The 19,125-nt window shown below is 57.6% G+C and carries 19 protein-coding genes; all 19 read left to right on the top strand.

Features of this window, described 5'->3' with window-relative positions; genetic code table 11:
- The first annotated feature begins 6 nt into the window (after window positions 1–6).
- The 19 genes from HMPREF0574_RS04775 (at window position 7) to csrA (ending at window position 18,980) form a co-directional block, all read left to right on the top strand.
- On the top strand, window positions 7–546 hold the full coding sequence (locus HMPREF0574_RS04775) for a flagellar export protein FliJ (protein WP_004007573.1): 540 nt from the start codon (window positions 7–9) through the stop codon (window positions 544–546).
- Window positions 543–1,697, top strand: a complete 1,155-nt coding sequence (locus tag HMPREF0574_RS04770) for a C40 family peptidase (protein WP_004007572.1) — start codon at window positions 543–545, stop codon at window positions 1,695–1,697. Before HMPREF0574_RS04775 ends, HMPREF0574_RS04770 begins: the two co-directional genes overlap by 4 nt.
- 1 nt (window position 1,698) lies before the next feature.
- Window positions 1,699–3,264: a flagellar hook-length control protein FliK gene (locus HMPREF0574_RS04765; RefSeq protein ID WP_004007571.1), complete on the top strand. Its 1,566-nt coding sequence runs from the start codon at window positions 1,699–1,701 to the stop codon at window positions 3,262–3,264.
- Window positions 3,265–3,280: 16 nt separating this feature from the next.
- On the top strand, window positions 3,281–4,045 hold the full coding sequence (locus HMPREF0574_RS04760; RefSeq protein ID WP_004007570.1) for a flagellar hook assembly protein FlgD: 765 nt from the start codon (window positions 3,281–3,283) through the stop codon (window positions 4,043–4,045).
- A 21-nt stretch (window positions 4,046–4,066) separates the two neighbouring features.
- Window positions 4,067–5,521 (top strand): flagellar hook protein FlgE, encoded by a 1,455-nt coding sequence (locus HMPREF0574_RS04755; protein ID WP_004007569.1) that lies wholly within the window; start codon window positions 4,067–4,069, stop codon window positions 5,519–5,521.
- Window positions 5,522–5,646: 125 nt separating this feature from the next.
- Complete coding sequence (locus HMPREF0574_RS04750) at window positions 5,647–5,919, top strand: flagellar FlbD family protein (RefSeq protein WP_004007568.1); 273 nt, start codon at window positions 5,647–5,649, stop codon at window positions 5,917–5,919.
- A 2-nt stretch (window positions 5,920–5,921) separates the two neighbouring features.
- A complete protein-coding gene (locus HMPREF0574_RS04745; protein WP_004007567.1) occupies window positions 5,922–6,701 on the top strand; it encodes a motility protein A in 780 nt (259 codons plus the stop codon).
- 58 nt (window positions 6,702–6,759) lie between these two features.
- On the top strand, window positions 6,760–7,683 hold the full coding sequence (locus HMPREF0574_RS04740; protein ID WP_004007566.1) for a flagellar motor protein MotB: 924 nt from the start codon (window positions 6,760–6,762) through the stop codon (window positions 7,681–7,683).
- Window positions 7,684–7,886: 203 nt separating this feature from the next.
- On the top strand, window positions 7,887–8,477 hold the full coding sequence (locus HMPREF0574_RS04735; RefSeq protein WP_004007565.1) for a flagellar basal body-associated FliL family protein: 591 nt from the start codon (window positions 7,887–7,889) through the stop codon (window positions 8,475–8,477).
- Between the two features lie 105 nt (window positions 8,478–8,582).
- Entirely contained in the window at window positions 8,583–9,503 is a 921-nt protein-coding gene (locus HMPREF0574_RS04730) for a flagellar motor switch protein FliM (protein ID WP_004007564.1), read from the top strand.
- Entirely contained in the window at window positions 9,500–10,252 is a 753-nt protein-coding gene (gene fliN / locus HMPREF0574_RS04725; RefSeq protein WP_004007563.1) for a flagellar motor switch protein FliN, read from the top strand. Before HMPREF0574_RS04730 ends, fliN begins: the two co-directional genes overlap by 4 nt.
- Before the next feature lie 30 nt (window positions 10,253–10,282).
- Window positions 10,283–11,251, top strand: coding sequence for a flagellar biosynthetic protein FliO (locus HMPREF0574_RS04720; protein WP_004007562.1), 969 nt, complete (start codon window positions 10,283–10,285; stop codon window positions 11,249–11,251).
- Window positions 11,248–12,516, top strand: a complete 1,269-nt coding sequence (gene fliP, locus HMPREF0574_RS04715) for a flagellar type III secretion system pore protein FliP (RefSeq protein ID WP_004007561.1) — start codon at window positions 11,248–11,250, stop codon at window positions 12,514–12,516. The genes HMPREF0574_RS04720 and fliP overlap by 4 nt, the downstream gene beginning before the upstream one ends.
- On the top strand, window positions 12,513–12,785 hold the full coding sequence (locus HMPREF0574_RS04710) for a flagellar biosynthetic protein FliQ (protein WP_004007560.1): 273 nt from the start codon (window positions 12,513–12,515) through the stop codon (window positions 12,783–12,785). The genes fliP and HMPREF0574_RS04710 overlap by 4 nt, the downstream gene beginning before the upstream one ends.
- A gap of 13 nt (window positions 12,786–12,798) precedes the next feature.
- Window positions 12,799–13,545, top strand: a complete 747-nt coding sequence (locus HMPREF0574_RS04705) for a flagellar biosynthetic protein FliR (RefSeq protein ID WP_004007559.1) — start codon at window positions 12,799–12,801, stop codon at window positions 13,543–13,545.
- Window positions 13,542–14,645: an EscU/YscU/HrcU family type III secretion system export apparatus switch protein gene (locus tag HMPREF0574_RS04700; protein WP_004007558.1), complete on the top strand. Its 1,104-nt coding sequence runs from the start codon at window positions 13,542–13,544 to the stop codon at window positions 14,643–14,645. Before HMPREF0574_RS04705 ends, HMPREF0574_RS04700 begins: the two co-directional genes overlap by 4 nt.
- 117 nt (window positions 14,646–14,762) lie before the next feature.
- A complete protein-coding gene (gene flhA, locus HMPREF0574_RS04695; RefSeq protein ID WP_004007557.1) occupies window positions 14,763–16,856 on the top strand; it encodes a flagellar biosynthesis protein FlhA in 2,094 nt (697 codons plus the stop codon).
- The gene (locus HMPREF0574_RS04690; protein WP_004007556.1) at window positions 16,831–18,240 is read left to right on the top strand and encodes a hypothetical protein; all 1,410 of its coding nucleotides are present in this window, start codon (window positions 16,831–16,833) and stop codon (window positions 18,238–18,240) included. Before flhA ends, HMPREF0574_RS04690 begins: the two co-directional genes overlap by 26 nt.
- Before the next feature lie 323 nt (window positions 18,241–18,563).
- On the top strand, window positions 18,564–18,980 hold the full coding sequence (gene csrA / locus HMPREF0574_RS09865) for a carbon storage regulator CsrA (protein ID WP_004007554.1): 417 nt from the start codon (window positions 18,564–18,566) through the stop codon (window positions 18,978–18,980).
- The last annotated feature ends 145 nt before the right edge of the window (window positions 18,981–19,125 follow it).

Genomic DNA, 19,125 nt, shown 5'->3' with positions numbered 1-19,125 from the left:
GTGTAAATGGTGGATCGCGCATTTCGTCTCCAGGGTTTACTGAATTTGCGTCAGCTGCAAGAGGATCAGGCGGCAGGTCGTCTCGCCTCGGCTCACGCTGACTTAAACCACGCTGACCAGCAACTGTCCTCGGCGCGGGAACGTCTCGGTTCCATGCAGACTTCCGGAGCCACCAACCTCGCCGTCGCTGCGGCGATGCGTAACGCGGCAATGATGCAGATTAAAGAGGGAATTGCGCGAAAAGAGTACGCGCAAGCGGTGGTCGATCAGCGTCAGGATGAATGGCAGGGAGCGCGACGCCTGACTGCAACCTTAGAAAAGCTTGAAAATCGTCATGCGGAAGAAGTTATTGCCGATGACTTACACAAGGAACAAGTTGTCCTTGATGAGTTAGCGTCTCATATGGGCAACTCTGGCAGTGCCACGGAAGGCAAAACCGGTGCGGAACTGCGTGTCCGCACAAGGAGGGAGACGCTCCCGGAGGAGCCTGTGGCAGGCTCGGTCGGTCAGCGATACCCGGCTTTTGCCGAGGGAGGTAAATTGTGAGCCTGGCTAGTGTCCAGTCACGAATCAGTGCGATTCAAGACATGATTAACGCGTTGAATAATCACGGTCGTCCCCCGGTCTCTGTGACCGAGAGCGGGGCGGCTGGTTCTGCGTCGAAAACTTCCGGGACTTCCGGAGATTTCAGCGCCAAGCTAGCCAGCCAGATTTCCGCGGCTAACAAGTCCACGCCCACCCGGGCCTCCGGAAAAGGGGAAATTCAGGGAGTTCCGGGGACAGCTGAAGCATTTGTGGAAAAGGTGCGCTCCTACATCGGGGTGCCTTACGTGTGGGGTGGTACGGATCCCGCCAAGGGACTGGATTGTTCCGGATTGGTGCAGACTGCTGCCAGGCAGGTTGGGGTGACGCTGCCGCGCGTCACTTATGATCAGCAGCATTCCGGCGTGGAAGTGGACGGGATTAAGAATGCGAAACCAGGCGACCTGCTGATTACGCGAAATTCTGGGCACGTGGCGGTTTATGTCGGCAACGGTAAAGCCATTCATGCGCCACGTCCGGGCAAGACCGTGACGGAAATTAACGTTTCTGACTTGGGCCCGATTGTGACCATCCGCCGTGTCATGCGTTCCGCTGGTGACGCGCCCGGAGCTGCTCCGGTCGCAAATCCGCGCCCCGCCCCGCATCCCGCAGTCGCACCTCGGAGGCCTTCGGCTGGCACGCCTTCGCCTGTTCCTGCGGTGCGGGAAAATCCCGCAGCTCCGAGCCACGGCAGTGCGACGACGCCGGGTGCGGCGGGGTCAGGTTTGGCGAGTTTGCTGGGAGCTTTGGGCAATACGTCTCTGCCACAAAATAACGCTGTGCCTGGCGTAGCGAACCCCGGTGCGGCTAATCCGGGCAACTCGTCCGCTGACTTGGCAGCTGCGCTGGTAGGAGCTTTGTCAGGAGCGGGGGCAGGCACGGCGGGGGCTAATCCGCTGGCGTCCCTGTTGGGTACCGCCAATTCGAATAATTCTTACAGCTCGACACTGCTCAGTCAGTTCCTGGGAGGGTCCTCCCTGTACGGGGCTAACGCTGCTGGTGGCTTGGGAGCTTTGATAGGTAACCAAGGCACGATGGGAGCCAACGCAAGCTTGAGCAATACCGCTTCGTCCTTGAGCGCGTTGGGCGCCCTACGTTCTTCTCTGGGGGTGTGACATGATTGATATTAAGGACACGAATGCGGCAGCGATTGCTGCCCAAGCCGCTTCATCTGGCGCGAAAGCCGCCGACACCACTGCTTTTGAGTCGCTCATGAGTGCGTTGGCGACCGAAGCGCGCACTCCCGCGGCAGGCGTGGCGCGCCACGGGGAAAACCACCCCGACCCGGCTCGTGATTCCCGCCCTGCTGCGGCAAAGCCTTCCCACGCGCGGGCCCCCGAACCGGTGGCGACGGTACGCCCGTCCAGTACCCGTCGTGATGCCACCAATCGACCGGAGGAAGCGCGAACCGACAAGCCGGCGCGCCCGGAACGACTCGAACGCAACGAGCGCCCGGGTCGCCCCGAGCGACCCGAAAGAGTTGCGGCGCAGGATCAGACCAGCGATGGTAAGCGCGCCGAAGACGCGAAATCCACAGATAAGCCGGGTGATGATGCGAGCAAATCGACTGATGCGGCGCAAACCTCGGATTCCACTTCCGTCGCGGAGACTACCGCGACTGACACGATGGCAGCGTCAACCGGGGTGAATGTCGCTGCCGAGATTGTGGAAACGCTGACGGAAACCCCAGTCGCACCCCCGGAAGTTTCCCCGGAGGAACCGAACGTTTCGCTCACCTCAGAGGAAACCGCGGCACCTGCTACGACCCCACTGGTGAATCCTGCAGAGTCGACTCCGGAAACGGTGGAGGTGACTCCCGCGCAGCCCGAAACCGCTCCGGGCACTCCGGAGCTTCCCGCTGCGCACAACACGACAGCGCCGGAGTCAGAACCAATCGACGGGGCAGACATTGCCGCCCAGTTGAAATCTGGCAAAGTCCCGTCGCTCCTCCCGGCACAGCCGGAGACTGTGGCTCCCGTGATGCCGGAGGGAATCGAGCCTGCACAGATTATGGCAGAAGCGGTGGCGGCAGCGGCGCAAACCGCTGGTAACAGCGCAAATACGACAGCTGCGGGAGGGGCTAACGCGGGGACCTCCGCGGTGAGCGCCGTGTCCGGTACTTCTGCTCAGACCACCCCCATGGCTTCCGCCGCACCGGCTGCCGCTCCTGCCGTATCCACCCCGAACCCGGTGAGCCAGGCTGCGCCGACTTACGCCCCGAACCTGAACCAACAGCTTTTTGATCAGATGCAACACCAGCTGTCGCGGTTGAAAATGTTGGGTCAGGGCCAGCATCAGTTGAAGTTAGCCATCAACCCCGAGACGTTCGGTCCGGTGCGGGTGGCAGCGAACTTCCACGCTGACGGCACGGTGCATTTGCAGCTGCTGGGAGCTTCGGAGGCGGCGCGCGAGCAGCTGCGCCAAGCCCTGAGTGACTTGCGTCGCGACCTGGCGTCTACCGGGTTGCAGGCGGATTTGGATGTGGCGACAGACGCCCAAGAGTTTGCCCAGTTCACGGGCGCGGGAGCCGGTTCTTCCGAGCGGGAAACCGGACAGGCTCGCCAGGCGGGCGCAGCCGGAACGGATGGATCCGAAACTGAAACAGAAAACGTCGTGACCCAGCCGAAAGTCGGTGATGTCCTAAAGGACGGCACTGACGGTTCGGTGGATATGTTCGCGTGATTGTGAGGAGAAGATAATGCCAGTTGATGCAGTAGGCGCTGGGGCTAATCCGATTGTGGATAACTACACAATCGGGGCGAACGCCAAGGCAAAAGAGGACGCGAAGACCCTCGCCACCACCAAGGAAATGAGCCAGGCGGAAAAAGAAGCCCTGTTCCTTAAGAAAATGAACCAGGGACAGAAAACTGACAAGGCTGCTCAAACGAAGGAAAACCCCGGCAAACTGGGCAAAGACGACTTCATGAAGCTGCTGTTGGCAACGTTGAAGTACCAGGATCCGACCGAGCCCATGGATACCGCGAAACTGCTGGAACAGACCTCGACCATGACGAACATGGAACAGATGATTCAGATGACCGAGGCTTCCAAGAAGTCTTTTGAGGCGCAACAGCGCGCTCAGGGTACGACCATGGTCGGCAAGACCGCCGTGTATGACGCGGTTGATGCCCAGGGCAACGCCGTGACCACCGCCGGAAAGATTGATGCTGTCGAGTTCCTGGCTGACGGTAAGGTCTTGGCTCATATCGGCAAAGAAAAGGTGGAGATGTCTGACATCCTGGGTATTGCGGACCCGACGGAAAATTCACCGTTGGATAAAGCCATTAGTGATGCGGTGAAAGAAGGTAAAAAGCCCGGTGCGGCTGCCGAACCTCAGAAGACACCAGCAGCTGCGGGAGCTGCCGCTGCTGCGGAAACCACGCCGGGGCAAACGGGAGCGACTCCCACCCCGGCGACACAGACTAATAATCAAGCAACCAACACTCCAGCCCCCGCGGCTTAATCTAGTAAAGGAAAAGAGAAAATGTTACGTTCACTGTTTACCGGGATTTCGGGCTTGAGTGTCCACCAGACCATGCTCGATGTGACTTCCAACAACATTGCTAACGTCAATACCACTGGGTTTAAGAGCGCGTCGACTCGTTTCGAGGACACGTTCAGCCAGCTGGTGCGTTCCGGGGCAGCCCCCCGACTGAACGAACGTGGCGGGATGAACCCCGCGCAGGTCGGTTTGGGTGTGAAGCTCCAGTCCATCACCCAAAACTTCACCGGCGGCGCTGCCCAGATGACGGGTCGTAACCTGGACACCATGATTAATGGCGACGGGTTCTATGTCCTGCGCAAAACGAACGGTTCCAGCGTCTACACCCGTAACGGCTCCTTTGGTTTGGACGCCCAAGGTCAGGTCGTGGCGGCGGACGGCTCGTTCGTACAGGGCTGGATGGGAGACAAGGACGGTACTATTAACGCTTCGGGTACCCCCGGCAATATCACCTTGCCGTTAACCAAGACGGTAGAAGGCAGACCGACTACCAAGGTCATTTACGGTGGCAACATTCCCGCTGACCAGATTTACATGGATCCGACCGGCTCCAAGACTTCCCCGGACAACGCGTTCCAGCGTTCCCAAATCGTGCACGCTTACGATGACAAGGGCAACCCGCACGATGTCCTGCTGACCTTCGCGCGTAACGATTTTGCCAATCCGGGTTCGGAACCAATGTGGGAGCTGCGTGCTTATGACGCAAACGTGTTCAAAGAACTGGACGAAACTCAACGTGAAAAGCTCACGAATGACGGTGGGGCACGCATCGCATTAGAGGTTGAAGACGGAGGTTCGGTCAGCATCGGCGGTTCAAAGGTCAAACCTGCTGATGGCGATGGCGTATTGAATTTCAAGTTTAAGACCGACGGTACCTTGGACGAGGATTCCCTGAAAGCCATGAAGACCGTCAAATTCAAACTGGATCAGGTGAATGTGAATGAAACAACGACCCCGAAGTCGTCAAGCATTTTACAGCCGAATGTCACCAAGCAGCCGATTAACCTGGATCTATCGGCTCTGACCGGCTTCGGTGGGGTTAATAACTTCGGTCAAAAGCAGGTCGATGGCAATATGGCAGGCTACATGACGGGGTACTCGGTCGAGGCTGACGGCACAATTCGCGGCACGTTCTCGAACGGGGATAACCGTGCGTTGGCGCGTATCGCTGTGGCGAGCTTTGCCAACCCGCTGGGCTTGGAAAAGGCGGGCAGTTCTTACTTCGTGGAAACGGGTAACTCTGGTCAGCCCCAGATTGGCGAAGCTGGCACCGGTCAGCGTGGCGCCATGACGGGTGGCGCCATCGAAATGTCGAACGTCGACCTGGCTGCCGAGTTCACGAACCTGATTCTGTCCCAGCGCGGTTTCCAGGCGAACAGCCGGGTCATCACCACCTCGGATGAAATCCTGCAGGAACTGGTGAATATGAAGCGCTAGGTCAGGGACAGACCGGGAGTGAGTCAGGGGTGAAAATTCCAGCATAATTCCCGGAAAAATCCCGAAAAACCTTTAGATCTCAGAAAAAGCACCGAAGTTAAGAAAAATCGCGGAGAGGAGCAGCCATGATTGCGTTGACACGCTTGGGCGGGTCGGACTTTGTCCTGAATCCCGACCTGATTGAGCGCGTCGAGTCAACGCCTGACACGATTATCGTCATGGTGGATGCTACCCGCTACGTGGTTTCCCAGACCGTGACCGAAGTCATCGCACTGATTCGTGAGGATCGCGCCCGCCTGCTGGCTCGCGTGGAGGAACTCATCCAAGATGATTCCCGGACTTTGGCTTCCGCGGCGAAGCTGACCGTGGTGAACATACAGAAAGATTCGGAGGACTAAGTATGGATCCCGCAGCAATTGTTGGCGTAGTTGGCGCACTGGCAGCCGTAGTAGCCATGCTGTACATGGAGGGTGCTGAGATTTCAAACATCTTGCTGCCCCCTCCGATGATTCTAGTGTTCGGTGGAACCGTCCTGGCAACGATGGCGTCTTTCACTATGAGGGACTTTCTCTATGCGTTTGGCAGGATTCCAAAGGCCTTTACCGCCAAGGTTCCGGATGCCACCGACGCGATTGACACCATTGTGTCGCTGTCGGAAAAGGCTCGTCGCGAAGGTTTGTTGGCGTTGGAAGATGCTGCGAAGGGCATTGAAGATCAGTTCATGCGCGAGGGTCTCATGGCAGCCATTGACGGTATGGATCCCGAAGATTTGCGGTCTATGCTGTCTGACAAGATTGAGGCTCGTAAGCAATCGGATAAATCCGCCTACGGATTCTTTAAGCAAGCCGGCGGTTATGCCCCGACTATCGGCATCATCGGCACCGTGATTTCCCTGGTCCACGTGTTGACGCAGTTGTCCGAGCCAGAAACCTTGGGTCCGCTGATTGCTTCGGCTTTCGTGGCTACCCTGTGGGGTCTGATGAGTGCGAACATGATTTGGTTGCCGCTTTCCTCCCGGATGGAGAGGATTTCTACGCTGGAGTTGGCGCGGATGGAAATCGTCACGGAAGGGCTCATCAGTCTGCAATCCGGGGCGAACCCGCGTCAGGTCGGTGAACGTCTGCGCTCATTGATTCCGCCGAACCAGTTAAAGGGTGAAAAAGGCGAAAAAGCCGCCTAACCCGAACTTGTGACCCGAACACCAATTTCCCGTAACTCACCGAGAGGAGGCACCTACCGTGGCCAAGCGTAAGCATGAATGCCCGGAACCTGATAACACCGAGCGTTGGGCAGTATCCTACCTGGACATGATTACCGTCATGATGTGCCTGTTCCTGGTGCTGTACGCGATTTCACAAGTCGACCAGGGCAAGCTGTCGAAACTGCGCACCTCCCTGGCGGCAGGTTTCAATTCCACCATCCAGATTGCCAATCCCCTCCAAACCGATGGCGGACTGGGGATTTTGGCAGGGTCCACCTCGGCGGTGCAGCTGGGGACCCTAATGGGGAACCTGAACCAAAATCCTGAATCGCAGCCCGAACGTATCCAAGCCATGCGGGAAGCCAGTCACCTGAACTCAATTAAGAAGCAGGTCGAGGAACAATTAAAGGACGCCGGCAAGGAAGGCTCCCTGGCAATGCGGATTACCGACAAGGGTCTGGTGCTGGGTATGGTCGCCAACGATACCTATTTCAAGACTGGCGATGCGACGATTCAGCCCACTGCGCGGGAAGTCTTGAAAGCAATTTCGCCGACCCTGATGTCTATCGAAGAGGGCATCGCCATCGAAGGTTACGCTGACCCGCAGCCAATTTCCAGTGCAAAATTCCCCTCGAACTATCACTTGGCTTCAGCGCGGGCTATCGAGGTGCTAATTGCCCTCAAAGATGACGGCGTGCCCGGAACGAAGCTGCGTTCGATTTCTTATGGGGCAGACCACCAGACTGAGGCTACTCCCGGTCAGGATGCTTGGGCTTTCAATAGGCGGGTGGATATTGTAATCATGTCAACCGCGAAGGATTCTGTCCGTGCCCTCCTGCCCGATGCGGCTAAACAGCTTTCCGGAGATGGTAACATTGCCCCGGCAGCGCCCCAAATCGGACCGTCTCCGCAGCCAGCGTCCCCGGAGGGCGCTCAAAGCTCGGAAGGAGATGCGGGCTGAGGTGCGGTGAGTTCATCGAGCTGTGACGTGAGGAAAGCTATAATTCTGACGTCAAGCAGCCCCGAGAGCAGGACTTTATAGGTAACGTAGAGAAGGATAATGCGAGTCGCCCCGGTGTCGGTGATTTTGAGAGTCTCTGACGCGGTGCGATTCTAAACACAGACCAAAACCGGTCGCAATGGTCAGGACTTTAGGGAGGAAATATGCCAGTCGGAGTTGGAGCGAAACCAGCGGGAGGCACCGCAGCAAGACCGGCCCCAGCGGCCGCTAAGCCGGCTGCGCCCCCGACCGCGCCCCCGGCAGGAGCGAATCCCGGCGGTGGCGGTGGCTTGAAAAAGATTCTCGTCATCGTCCTGATTGTGGTGATTTTGGCAGTCTTAGCGGTAGGTGTGTTCCTGGCGCTGAAACTGCTGGGTGTTTTCGGCGGGGGAGGCGACGAGGACACTCCGAAACCTGCGAAAACCACCAAGGCTTTGGTGATGGGTGAACTCTCGGTGTCGACCGGGGAGCCACTCAGCATCAACCTCGATGACGGCTATATGTCGTTTGCTGCCACGATTTACTTTGATGAAGATGTCAAGGCAGAAGGCGAGGGCAGCTCAGAAATTGATCCGTCCCCGGCTCGTGATGCGGCTTTGCGGATATTCAAAGGCATGAAAAAAGAAGACTTTGATAAGTCCGGTGCGATAGAGGAGATGAAAAAGAAATATACTGCGGAGCTGAACAAGAGTCCGATTCCGCCTTATAACGGACACGTGGTAACCGTTCAGTTCACCACTTTCGCGTATCAGTAAATCTCACTGGTGATACCGGGGACGCCCTGATACGGGAGACGATTCTTTCTCATAACGCCAGGAAACCCCCAAATCTACCGGTTGACCTGGATAAAATGGACAGCGATGGCAAAGACAAATATCGTTCAGACCGATGTGGATGCGAGAGTTTACGACTTTAGTAAACCGATGAAGCTTCCGCGCGAGTACGCGCGCATTATGGAGATGGCCCTGGAAGCCTTCACCCGACACTGGGTTAATCAGCTGGTGGGACGCCTGCATGTGGTAATCACCGGCGAAGTCGGGGATCTGTCCATGCGTTCCTACGATGACTACATTAAGACCCTGCCTAATCAGACCCTGATGGTGATTATCGATTTCCAAGGGGGGCGCAACAAGGGGGTCCTACAGTTCCCTCGTCAGACTGCTCTCGCCTGGGTCGATCACCTGCTGGGTGGCACCGGAGACGTGGAATCCACTCCGGACCGGGAACTGACTGAGGTGGAAGTTTCTGTACTCATTGACTTCCTCAAGCGGGTGCTGGCTGACCTCGATATAGCTTTCCAATCCATGCTGCCGCTGGACAGTCAGTTCCGCACCATCGAATATGCTCCGCAGTTTGTGCAGGTCGTAGACGGCTCCACCCCGGTGTTGTTTGCTCCGATTACTTTGACTGCGGGGGAACATCTGGACGACTGCTCCATCATGATGCCGGTGTCGATGATTACGGATGCAATCCATCAGGGGGACGTGCACGATACTCGTACCGAACAGCAAAAGGCGGAAGCCGCGGCGGTGCGTCAACACCTGGTAGATACGTTAGAAGACGTGCCGATTGGGGTAGCGGTGCGTTTCACTCCGCGCAATGTTAATCCGCGCGAACTCGATGGTCTGGCTATCGGTGATACCTTACCTTTAATACACCCGACTTCCCGACCTCTAGACTTGGTGGTTGGGGATTTGATTTTGGCAGAAACCGCTGCTGGAACTTCCGGGTCGCGTCTAGCGGCGATGGTGGTTTCCGTTAACAAAGGAGAAAAGAAATGAGCGTGACCCCGAACCAGGTACTGGAAGCTGCCCAGGCAGCCATCCCCCTGCTGCCCTCAACCACGGAGCTCACCGCATCCTCGTGGGAGCCTGGCGACCCGATGCCGGGTGCTGATTCTCCCGCCGTTGTCACGACTTTATCCTCCGAGGAATCCCTGCAGGTGTGTTTGGTGGCGTCCTCCATCATTGCCGAGGCATTAGAGGGCGCGGAGGGAATGACCCAGACCCAGGCTTTGCTGCCGGCGTTGCAAGCGGCTGCTTCTTCCCTGGGTACCGGGGTTATGGAAGATACCACCGAGGGCACGGTTGATGACCTGCTGAACAGCGAGGACTGGGTCAAAGTCACTTTGGTGGCAGACGGCACAGTGGAAGGCTGGCTGGCAGTACGCCCCGCACCGGCAACTCCGAAATCTGCCCCCGCGGAGGAAGCTAAAGCTGCCCCGGAGGGTCCAATCACCCAATCTACTGCCACTCCGGAACAGCGTGCGGAGTCCATGAAGCTGCTCTATGACGTCGAGATGACCTTGACGGCAGAAATCGGGCGGACCAAGCTGGCAGTGCATGATGTTCTGGATTTGTCCCCCGGCTCGGTGATTGAGCTGGATCGTTCGGCAGGTTCAGCTGCTGACGTGATGGTGAATGGTCGCTTGATTGCTCGCGGAGAGATTGTCGTGGTTGACGAAGAATACGGCATCCGCATTACGGAAATTGTCTCTCTGGCGGATCAACAGAATCAGAGCCAGTCCTAGCGGGTTGAATCAGTCGGAAAGGTGTGCGCAGTGAGCTTGCTGGGCGTTTTACAGACCGGTGCGGCGTGGACGACGCTCGGTTATGTTCGCCTCAATGGCTTTGTCGCTACCCTGGGTAGCGACACCACTGCAGATCCGAACAGTCCCAGCTTGACCGGTAACACGAAGTTGGTCGGACCGACTCCGACAGCTCCCGCGACCACTCCTGCAGGGAGCGCCCCACCGAGTTCCCCTGCCACTGACGTGGTCACCCCGACCGCGCCTTTTGCCGGTGCCCCTGCCGAGAACCCCATGATGGTATTCCTGCGGTTCATTGTGGGAATCGTGGTGGTGTTCCTGTTGATGTGGTTGTTGTGGCGCTGGGTGAAACGTACGAACCTGGGTGATTACGAGGGTCCGGGGTTGCGTTTGGTGTCTCGATTGCAGCTCTCGCGGGTGTCACAAGTCGCGCTCATCGAGATTGGGGGACGGATGTTCCTGGTGGGGGCGGGGGATTCTGCCGTTACTCCAATCGCTGAGATTTATGACACCGAGGAAATGTCTGCGGAACTCAGCGCTGCTGCCGAGGCTTTTCAAGAGCGCGCAAATCAGCCAGTCTCCAGACCTTTTGGGGAGTTGCTGGCGCGGGCAACCAAGCGAGTCGAACGCGGAGTGGCGCGCCCCGCTCCAGACCCGGCACGTCGGGACGTTACCGAGACTCGACCCGTAGCACAGAATCGTCCCGCCGTGCAGACTAAACCCGCTAAGTCCTCCCGCCCTGCCCCGGCTCCTGCCCAGGTAAAGCCGAAGTCACAGGTCACCGAGGCGCAGATGGATGCTCTCGCAGCGCAGATTGCCGCCGAATTCGGAGCGAAAGGACCGCGGAAACTTGTCGCGAACGACCCGGCAATCCCCGCGAAAACAGCTGTGACCAAACCCGCAAAGACCACTAAAAAGCCCGCGGCGGAAACTCCCTCTACCACGTCAAAGAGTGCCACTACGGGCGGTGAATCCGCATGAGCGAGCTGCTGCTGGCGCAACACGCCGCTTCGGTAGCGGACTTTCAAGCCTACGCCCAGGCGCGTCAGGCGCGTCAAGCACGACGTCAGGCAGCGTTTCGCCAGGCGGTGCGCGAACAGTACCGCACCAGCGCGGCGCGTTGGGAACGCCTGGGGGTCACGCTGACTGTACCTCCCGATTTTACGGTGGATACCCTCGCGCCCGAATACGGCACTGTTGATACCGCTCGCTTGGCTCAGGAAGACCGTGAACGCGCCCGTCGTTCGCGCTATGGCTTCGGGCTGAAGCGTCGGGAACTCAACCCCGCACAGCGCGTGGCTCGTCTGCGTCTGCAATTGGTCTGGTTCCTGGCGGTTATCGCGGTGTTTGCCATTAATTTTTCGATGCCCCATGCCTCCGCTGACCCTGCCGCTGGGATTACTCCTGTCGCGTCCGCTGCCAGCCAAGCGACAACCCCCGGCAGCACCGCAATGAGTCAACCAGGACAACCCGCGCTTGTGGGAATCGTAGGAACAATCCAGCCGGGACAAACCAACCCGAATCCGAATCCGGGGGACATCATCGGTCCCGCTGACCCCAACGCGCCGGTTAATCCGGAAAAACCGGGCATCCAACTTAATGTCAACGGCTGGGACAAAGCGCCATCCACTGCGGTGCTGGTGTTCCTGCTGATTACCGTGCTTTCAATCGCGCCGTCACTGCTGCTGATGATGACGTCCTTTACCAAGATTTTCATCGTTTTGGCAATGGCTCGTAACGCCATGGGGCTAAACCAACTCCCGCCAAATCAGGTTATTTCTGGATTGGCGATATTCCTGTCCCTGTTCATTATGAGTCCCACCATCACGTCAATCTGGCAAGATGCGGTGCAACCCTATATGGACGGCAAGATTCAAGTGCAGGACATGTTCAAACTCGCGGAAAAGCCGGTGCGTGAGTTTATGGGACCGCTGACCCGCGAGGAGGATATCGCCCTGATGACCCGCGCCGCGGACCGCCCCAACCCGCCCAGTCTGGAAGAAACCCCCTTTACCACCCTGGTGCCAGCGTTTATGATTTCTGAAGTTCGTTCCGCTTTCATCATCGGGTTTGTGGTGTTTATTCCTTTCCTGGTTATCGACCTGGTCGTCGGCGCCGCCCTCATGAGTATGGGTATGATGATGCTTCCTCCGGTGATGGTTTCCATGCCGTTCAAAGTATTGCTGTTTGTCATGGTTGACGGATGGGGCTTGCTGACCAAGACTTTGATAGGAACGTACCGATGAATTCTTCCGCAGTTTTAGACCTCGCGCTGACCGCCATGTTGATGGGCGCTAAGCTGTCAGCACCCATTTTGATTACTTCCTTGGTCGTGGGTTTTCTGATTTCACTGTTCCAGTCCATCACCCAAATCCAAGAAGTCACACTGACTTTCGTCCCCAAGACCGTCGCTGTGGGGATTGCCCTGTACATTACGGGTTACTGGATGCTGCAAACCCTGGTCACTACCACCGAAGACATGATGGCGCGGATTCCAACCCTGCTTAATTCTTAGGGCGAGGTGCGCCGTGACCGTCAATCTCGCTTTATTCACCGCGTTCGCTCTGGCTAGCGTGCGCGCTACGGTCTTTTTGGCTTTCTGTCCCCCCTTCAATAACCGCGCCATTTCCGGACGTATCAAAGCGATGCTGGGCGCAGCACTTGGGTTTGCCTGCATGGGACGCATCGGACCCGTAGACCGATCGGACGTGTTCCTGTTTGAGCTGCTGATTCAAGCCCTGATTGGTTTCGCGATGGCAGTAATGGTGCGCATTATCGTCGCGACGCTCCAGATGGCAGGTTCGCTGATTGACTTTGAAGGCGGTTTCGCTATGGCACAAGCTTTCGACCCGCTCACCATGACGAACCAGGCGACTTTTGGGCGGGTCTATGAGCTGTCGGCAATGGCGATGCTCTTTGCCACCAACGGCTACCAGCTGCTGATATTGGGGCTGGCACGGTCATTTAATGCCATGCCGATAGGTGCTGCCTTTGACATGGGTAACTACGCTGACCGCCTGGTATTTCGTTTCGGAGAACTGATGGTGGCATCCATCGAAATCGCCGGACCGCTGCTGCTGGTACTGTTCCTCACCGACATGGGCCTGGGTTTGTTGACCAAGGTGGCGCCGGCGATGAACGCCTTTACGCTGGGCTTCCCGCTGAAGATTATGATGACCGCGTTCACCGCGCCGCTGATTATGGTGGTGATTCCACAGGTCGTGGACAAACTGATGGATAAAGTCATGGTGAGTTTCCAGGGGGTGTTCCAGTGAGCGATTCCGGCGAAAAGACTGAAAAGGCCACTCCGCGAAAACTAAAGAAAGTTCGTGAAGAAGGTGGCCTCCAAAAATCTCAGGATCTGACCGGCTGGATTTCCCTGGCAGCCGGGGCAGCCCTGCTCCCGTCCCTGATAGACACGGCGTTTCAAAATGCGCGCCGCCAGACGATTACCGCGGTCACTTTCACAAAAATCCCCTCCCAGTCCGAACTGGTTGGATACCTGGGCAGTTCCCTGGGAACGATTGTGTGGACGCTGCTGCCGTTTATGCTGGCGATTTTGCTGATTGCGGTGATGGTAAACATCATCCAGGGCAGAGGGGTGTTCCCCTCTGCCAAACACTTAAAACCTAAATTGCAGAACCTGAACTTGGTCAAAGGCATCAAGAAAGTGGTTGGCGTCCAGGCGTTGTGGAACGGGTTAAAAGCACTGCTCAAGACCGTTGCGGTGGGTGTCGTGCTGTACGTGGTGATTTCCGGGGTCACCGAGGTGATGGGGGCAGCGGGGCATATCTCCTTGTGGAATCTGATTGCCTACGGTCAAGGCAAGATGTGGCTGCTCATCTGGGCTTCGGTCATTGCCGGCATCGTAGTGTCCGTCTTGGACGCACTGTTTATCTTTAAAAAGAACCAGAAACAGACCAAGATGTCCAAACAGGAAATCAAGGAGGAATACAAACAGGACGAAGGCGACCCGATGATTAAGTCCCAGCGCCGCTCTCGTGCCATCGCCATGAGCCGCAACCGGATGATTGCCGACGCCGCCAATGCAGACGTAGTGGTAGTGAACCCGACCCACTACGCGGTCGCCCTGAAATACGAAGCGGGACAGGGCGCCCCGAAAGTCTTGGCGAAGGGTGTGGATCACGTGGCAGCGCGGATTCGTGAAGTCGCCCAAGACTCGAAGATTCCCCAGGTAGAGGATGTTTCGTTGGCGCGTACCCTGTACTCTACGGTCGAGGTCGGGGCGGCGATTCCGGAGGAACTTTATACCGCGGTCGCTCAGGTCCTGGCGTTCGTGTTGATTTTGAAAAAGCGCGGGACGCGTGGGGGAGTTCACAAGATGCCGTCTTACATGTTTGCGAGGGAGTCCTGACAAAGTGTGTCGTATCCCTAAAAAAGTAGGAAAATCTAATGTAAAAGACCCGTTTGCCGATGTTCGGACGGTAAGATATAGCAGGAATGGAGTCCCTGGCGGTGAGGAGACCGGCACGTGAAGGGCAAGATTGATGCCGCCACAATTTCGAGGCTGATAGTCCCCGTGGGGATTGTCGGCATCGTTATGTTGCTCGTTTTCCCCCTGCAGCCGTGGATGATGGACCTTTTCCTCACCATGTCCATCATGTTGTCCATGATTTCCCTGCTCACCACCATGTTCGTGTCCAAGCCGTTGAATTTTTCGGTGTTTCCGACCTTGGTTTTGGTGCTGACCCTGTTCCGACTGAGTTTGAATATCGCTTCGACCCGACTGATTTTGACGCCCGGATCCGGGGGAGGCTCCGGGAAAGCTGGCAAGGTCATTGAAGCGTTTGGGACTTTCGTGGTCGGCGGTAACTTCGTCGTCGGCATGGTGGTGTTCGTCATCCTGGTCATCATCAACTTTGTGGTCATTACCAACGGCGCGGGGCGTGTCGCGGAAGTGGGGGCGCGTTTCACTTTGGACGCTATGCCCGGTAAACAGATGGCTATCGACGCCGACTTGAACTCCGGACTCATTGATGAAGAAACCGCTCGTGCCCGGCGCGCTGAAATCGCCTCCGAAGCTGACTTCTATGGCGCTATGGACGGTGGTTCCAAGTTCGTCAAAGGCGACGCTATCGCGGGTATTGTCATTACTATCGTCAACCTCATCGCCGGGTTCATCATCGGCATGGTTGTCGAGGGGATGCCGGTCGGTGATTCAATCTCGACATATTCTCAGCTGACGGTCGGTGACGGTCTGGTCTCCCAGATTCCCTCCCTGCTGATGAGCCTGGCGACTGGCGTCATCGTCACTCGTTCCAAGGACTCTCCCGAGGGCGGTATCGGCGGAGACTTTTCCCGTCAGCTGACCCAGTCCTTTGCCGCGCTGTTCATCGCCGGGGTGGCGTGCGTTCTGATGGGAATTATTCCGGCGATGCCAAAAGCCCCGTTCTTTATCATCGGCGCCTTGCTGCTGTATGCCGGGTGGCGTGCGATGGCGAAACTTAAGCAAGTCGAAGCCGAAGAGGAAATCATAGTCGAGGAGGACGACTCCAAGCCTGCCGGCGAAACCCCCGAACAGCTCATTGAACAGATGCGGGTTCCGGCTCTTGAAATCCTCCTCGCTCCCGACCTCATCGACCTGGTGGGCGCGAACACCGACACTGACCTGCTGGCACGAGTGCGCGGTCTGCGCCGCAAAGTGGCACTCGAGTCGGGCTTTGTCCTGCCCCCGGTGCGGACTCGTGATTCCGTAGACCTGCCGGTATCCACCTACGTCATTCGCATGTCCGGGGTGGAAGTCGGTCGCGGCATCGCCCCACCCGGAAAAGTTCTGGCACTGGGCGACATGCTGGATGACCTCCCTGGTGACGTTACCAACGAACCCGTGTTCGGTTTGACCGGTAAATGGATTCCCGTGGAGCTGCGCTACAACGCGGAGCTGGGAGGAGCCACCGTGGTGGATCGAGTCTCCGTGCTGATTACTCACCTGGGGGCGCTGGTCAGCGAGAACGCGGCGCGACTCCTGTCTCGTGAAGACGTGCGAATTCTGGTCGATGGGGTGCGCCAGACGAACCCGAGCGCGGTAGAGGAACTAATTCCGGCGATGCTGTCTCTGGGTGAAGTCCAAGTGGTGCTCCAGGGTCTGCTGGAAGAACAGGTCCCCATCCTGGACCTGCCCCGCATTTTTGAGGCGCTGTCTGTCAAGGGCAAACAAACCACCGAGCCGGAGCAGCTGATTGAAGCAGCTCGGGCGGAGCTGGGTCCCTCGATTGTCGCAAAATATGTGATGGACGGGGTGCTGCGGGTGATTACTTTGGATCCGATTTTTGAGCAGTCTCTGTTGGAGAGCGTGCGTCCCGGCGATGATGGCTCGCAGCTGGCTCTAGATCCGGACCGGATGGAGAATTTCCTGAACCAGACCCGTGAAGTGACCGAGCAGGCAGAGCAAACCGGATTTTCTGTTGTTTTAGTTTGCGCGCCTGTCTTACGCCCAGCGCTGCGAAAACTTGTTAACCTTGGTATAGCGCGCTTGCCGGTGCTGTCATACACCGAGGTGTCGGGCGCAAAAGTAATGATCGAGACGATGGGAACGATAAGTGGCAGCCACGCGATATCTGGTTGAAGGCGATCGCCTTGACGTCCTCATCGGCCAAGTGAAACGCATGGGTCGACGGGTCACCGTGCTCAAAGCGGAAAAAGTCCGTAAGGGCGGTCTGGCCGGGATGTTCGCCAAGGAACATTATGAAGTCCTGGTGGAAGTCGAGGGGGTCGGTGAACCGCCCCAGAGCTTCCGCAACGCTACCGGCACCCCTGCTGCTGCCGCTGCTGCCGCGAGCACTAAACCTAAGCCCATCCACAAGACTCTTTCGGAACAAGCTGATGAGGCTGGCTGGGGACAAAAGAAACAGGCTCCCCCCGGCACTCGTGAACCTGGCGATACCGTCGCGCCCCCCGCCGCTAAGACTGCGCGAGGCGACGACGGCGCGATTTCCCCCACCAAGAAAGACCCCGGACTGGAACACCTGCTTGACGAAGCTCGTTCCCAGCTCAGCTCCAACACCGAAGCTGCCCAAGCCCAGCTGGAAGCCCAAATGGCACAAATGGGAATTGGGGATGCGGCAGCTCTCATCAACGATACAAAGCCAGAATCGGGCATCCCGGCTGTGGCGGGTGAAGCTTCCGCCGTAACCGGTGCAATCGGGTCCCTGACACGACCTGCCAGCGGGGCTTTTGATGCGCGCCTCCAGGGGGCGGCAGCGCCGGGCGCTACGGCGGGACGTATCATCACCTCCACTCCGCGTGTTGCTCCCGGTCCGAAACTGCCAGCAGCAGCGCTGAGTGAACTGGGATTCCCCGCGGAGTTGTTCGCCGGGGTCCCCGGTGGAGAAAAGTTGGCGGAAGCCGTCGCTAACGGCACTGTCGACACCAGCGAAATGGCGTTGAATGATGTGGTCGCAGCGCTGCCCGAACCGGTGCCGCTGCTGGAAAAGCCTGGTTCCACGATTGTGGTGGTGGGTTCCTCCCCGATTTCCCTGTCGATTGTAGAAACCGCGCAACGTTTGGCAGGTCGGCTGGGACAAGATGCCTATTGCGTACTGGGCGGACCAAAGACGACCCTTCCTGGCGAAGCGTTGCGGGCGCGCTCTGGTGAAGAGCTGAAGTCCTTGATGGAGGAACATCCGGGACAGACCTGTGTGTTGGCTTTGGCAGATTCGCTCATTGAAGCGCATCGACGCACCATGGCGAAGCTCATCTCGGTTATTTACGTAGATCAAACCTGGGCGGTAGTCGACGCGCGCAATCCTGCGGATAAAATCGAGAGTTGGATTCGCGGTCTGCCTGACGCGATACGTCCCGATGCCCTGGCGGTTCAGCGCATTTGGGAATCTGACCATCCCGGCGCCCTGTTTGAAGTAGGCATTCCCATCGGCATGTTGGACGGGGTTCCCGCGCGCGGAGAAGCCTGGAAGATGCTGCTGGAAGACATTTTCGCCGGCGCACACTGATTTCCACGCCAATAAACCGGTGTCTTTACCTCGAATTTTGGCTCTGTTTGGGCGTGAGGTTCCCTGGATTTTTGGAGCGGGTTGCACGAACGACCGATTTCAGCGGGTAAGTCGCGGGCTCGCTGCCCTGAGTTTTTTCAAACTTGCAGGTTAGGGCGATTTTGGTTTTGGCAGGTCGGCACATCGCCCCGTGAAATCGGTGATTCGTGCAAGGCAGGCTGGGTATAGGGACTTCCTCACCAGGGCGTTGCGGCGGTTTTCCCGGGAGCCCTTTCGCGGGTAAAAGAGTGAGCTTACGGGGTTGTCTCATGTAGAGTAGTTCCGTGTTGGTTTTATCAAGGCGTGTAGGCGAAAAGATTGTCATCGGTGACGGCATCGTAGTTACCGTGGTGGAAGTCCACCGTGATTCGGTGCGTTTGGGTGTGGATGCCCCCCGTTCCGTTCCGGTCAACCGGGCAGAACTGGTCCAGGCTGTTTCTGAAGAAAACCAGGCAGCGATGTCGGGTACCGAAGCCGCTGCAGCCTTGCAGTCCTTGCAATCTATTAAGCCCAAGTCTGGGCAGCCTCTGGATTTGCGCCGACTGATGCGGAGTTCGGCGGCACTCACAGGCGCCGCTTCGGCTTCGTCACAAGTCTCCACAGTCACCTCGGCTCGAGTCACCCCGGCGTCGGTCGCATCACAGCAAAAGTCCCCCGCTGCCAAACCGATTCCGAAACCGCACCCGCCGGTGACGAAATAATCGTTGTGGGTTGTTTGTCCGGTCGTGAGAAAATTCCCCCCAAAGCTGGGCAAATCGTCCAAAAGCGCTCTAGAAATAGAGAAATATCGCTGAAAATTTGCTGAATTTGCTAAATAACTCATTTAAATGCGCGAAACTGGTGCGT

The sequence above is a fragment of the Mobiluncus curtisii subsp. curtisii ATCC 35241 genome (genome assembly GCF_000146285.1).
Taxonomy (GTDB): Bacteria; Actinomycetota; Actinomycetes; order Actinomycetales; family Actinomycetaceae; genus Mobiluncus; species Mobiluncus curtisii.
Note: the sequence above shows the minus strand (reverse complement) of the source record. Positions and strands in the feature narration are given on the sequence as shown.

Coding starts and splice junctions, on each gene's coding strand:
- HMPREF0574_RS04755 (WP_004007569.1), top strand. CDS start 4,067: ATGTTACGTTCACTGTTTACCGGGATTTCGGGCTTGAGTGTCCACCAG.
- fliP (WP_004007561.1), top strand. CDS start 11,248: ATGAGCGAGCTGCTGCTGGCGCAACACGCCGCTTCGGTAGCGGACTTT.
- fliN (WP_004007563.1), top strand. CDS start 9,500: ATGAGCGTGACCCCGAACCAGGTACTGGAAGCTGCCCAGGCAGCCATC.
- HMPREF0574_RS04765 (WP_004007571.1), top strand. CDS start 1,699: ATGATTGATATTAAGGACACGAATGCGGCAGCGATTGCTGCCCAAGCC.
- HMPREF0574_RS04730 (WP_004007564.1), top strand. CDS start 8,583: ATGGCAAAGACAAATATCGTTCAGACCGATGTGGATGCGAGAGTTTAC.
- HMPREF0574_RS04745 (WP_004007567.1), top strand. CDS start 5,922: ATGGATCCCGCAGCAATTGTTGGCGTAGTTGGCGCACTGGCAGCCGTA.
- HMPREF0574_RS04775 (WP_004007573.1), top strand. CDS start 7: ATGGTGGATCGCGCATTTCGTCTCCAGGGTTTACTGAATTTGCGTCAG.
- HMPREF0574_RS04735 (WP_004007565.1), top strand. CDS start 7,887: ATGCCAGTCGGAGTTGGAGCGAAACCAGCGGGAGGCACCGCAGCAAGA.
- HMPREF0574_RS04750 (WP_004007568.1), top strand. CDS start 5,647: ATGATTGCGTTGACACGCTTGGGCGGGTCGGACTTTGTCCTGAATCCC.
- HMPREF0574_RS04760 (WP_004007570.1), top strand. CDS start 3,281: ATGCCAGTTGATGCAGTAGGCGCTGGGGCTAATCCGATTGTGGATAAC.
- HMPREF0574_RS04710 (WP_004007560.1), top strand. CDS start 12,513: ATGAATTCTTCCGCAGTTTTAGACCTCGCGCTGACCGCCATGTTGATG.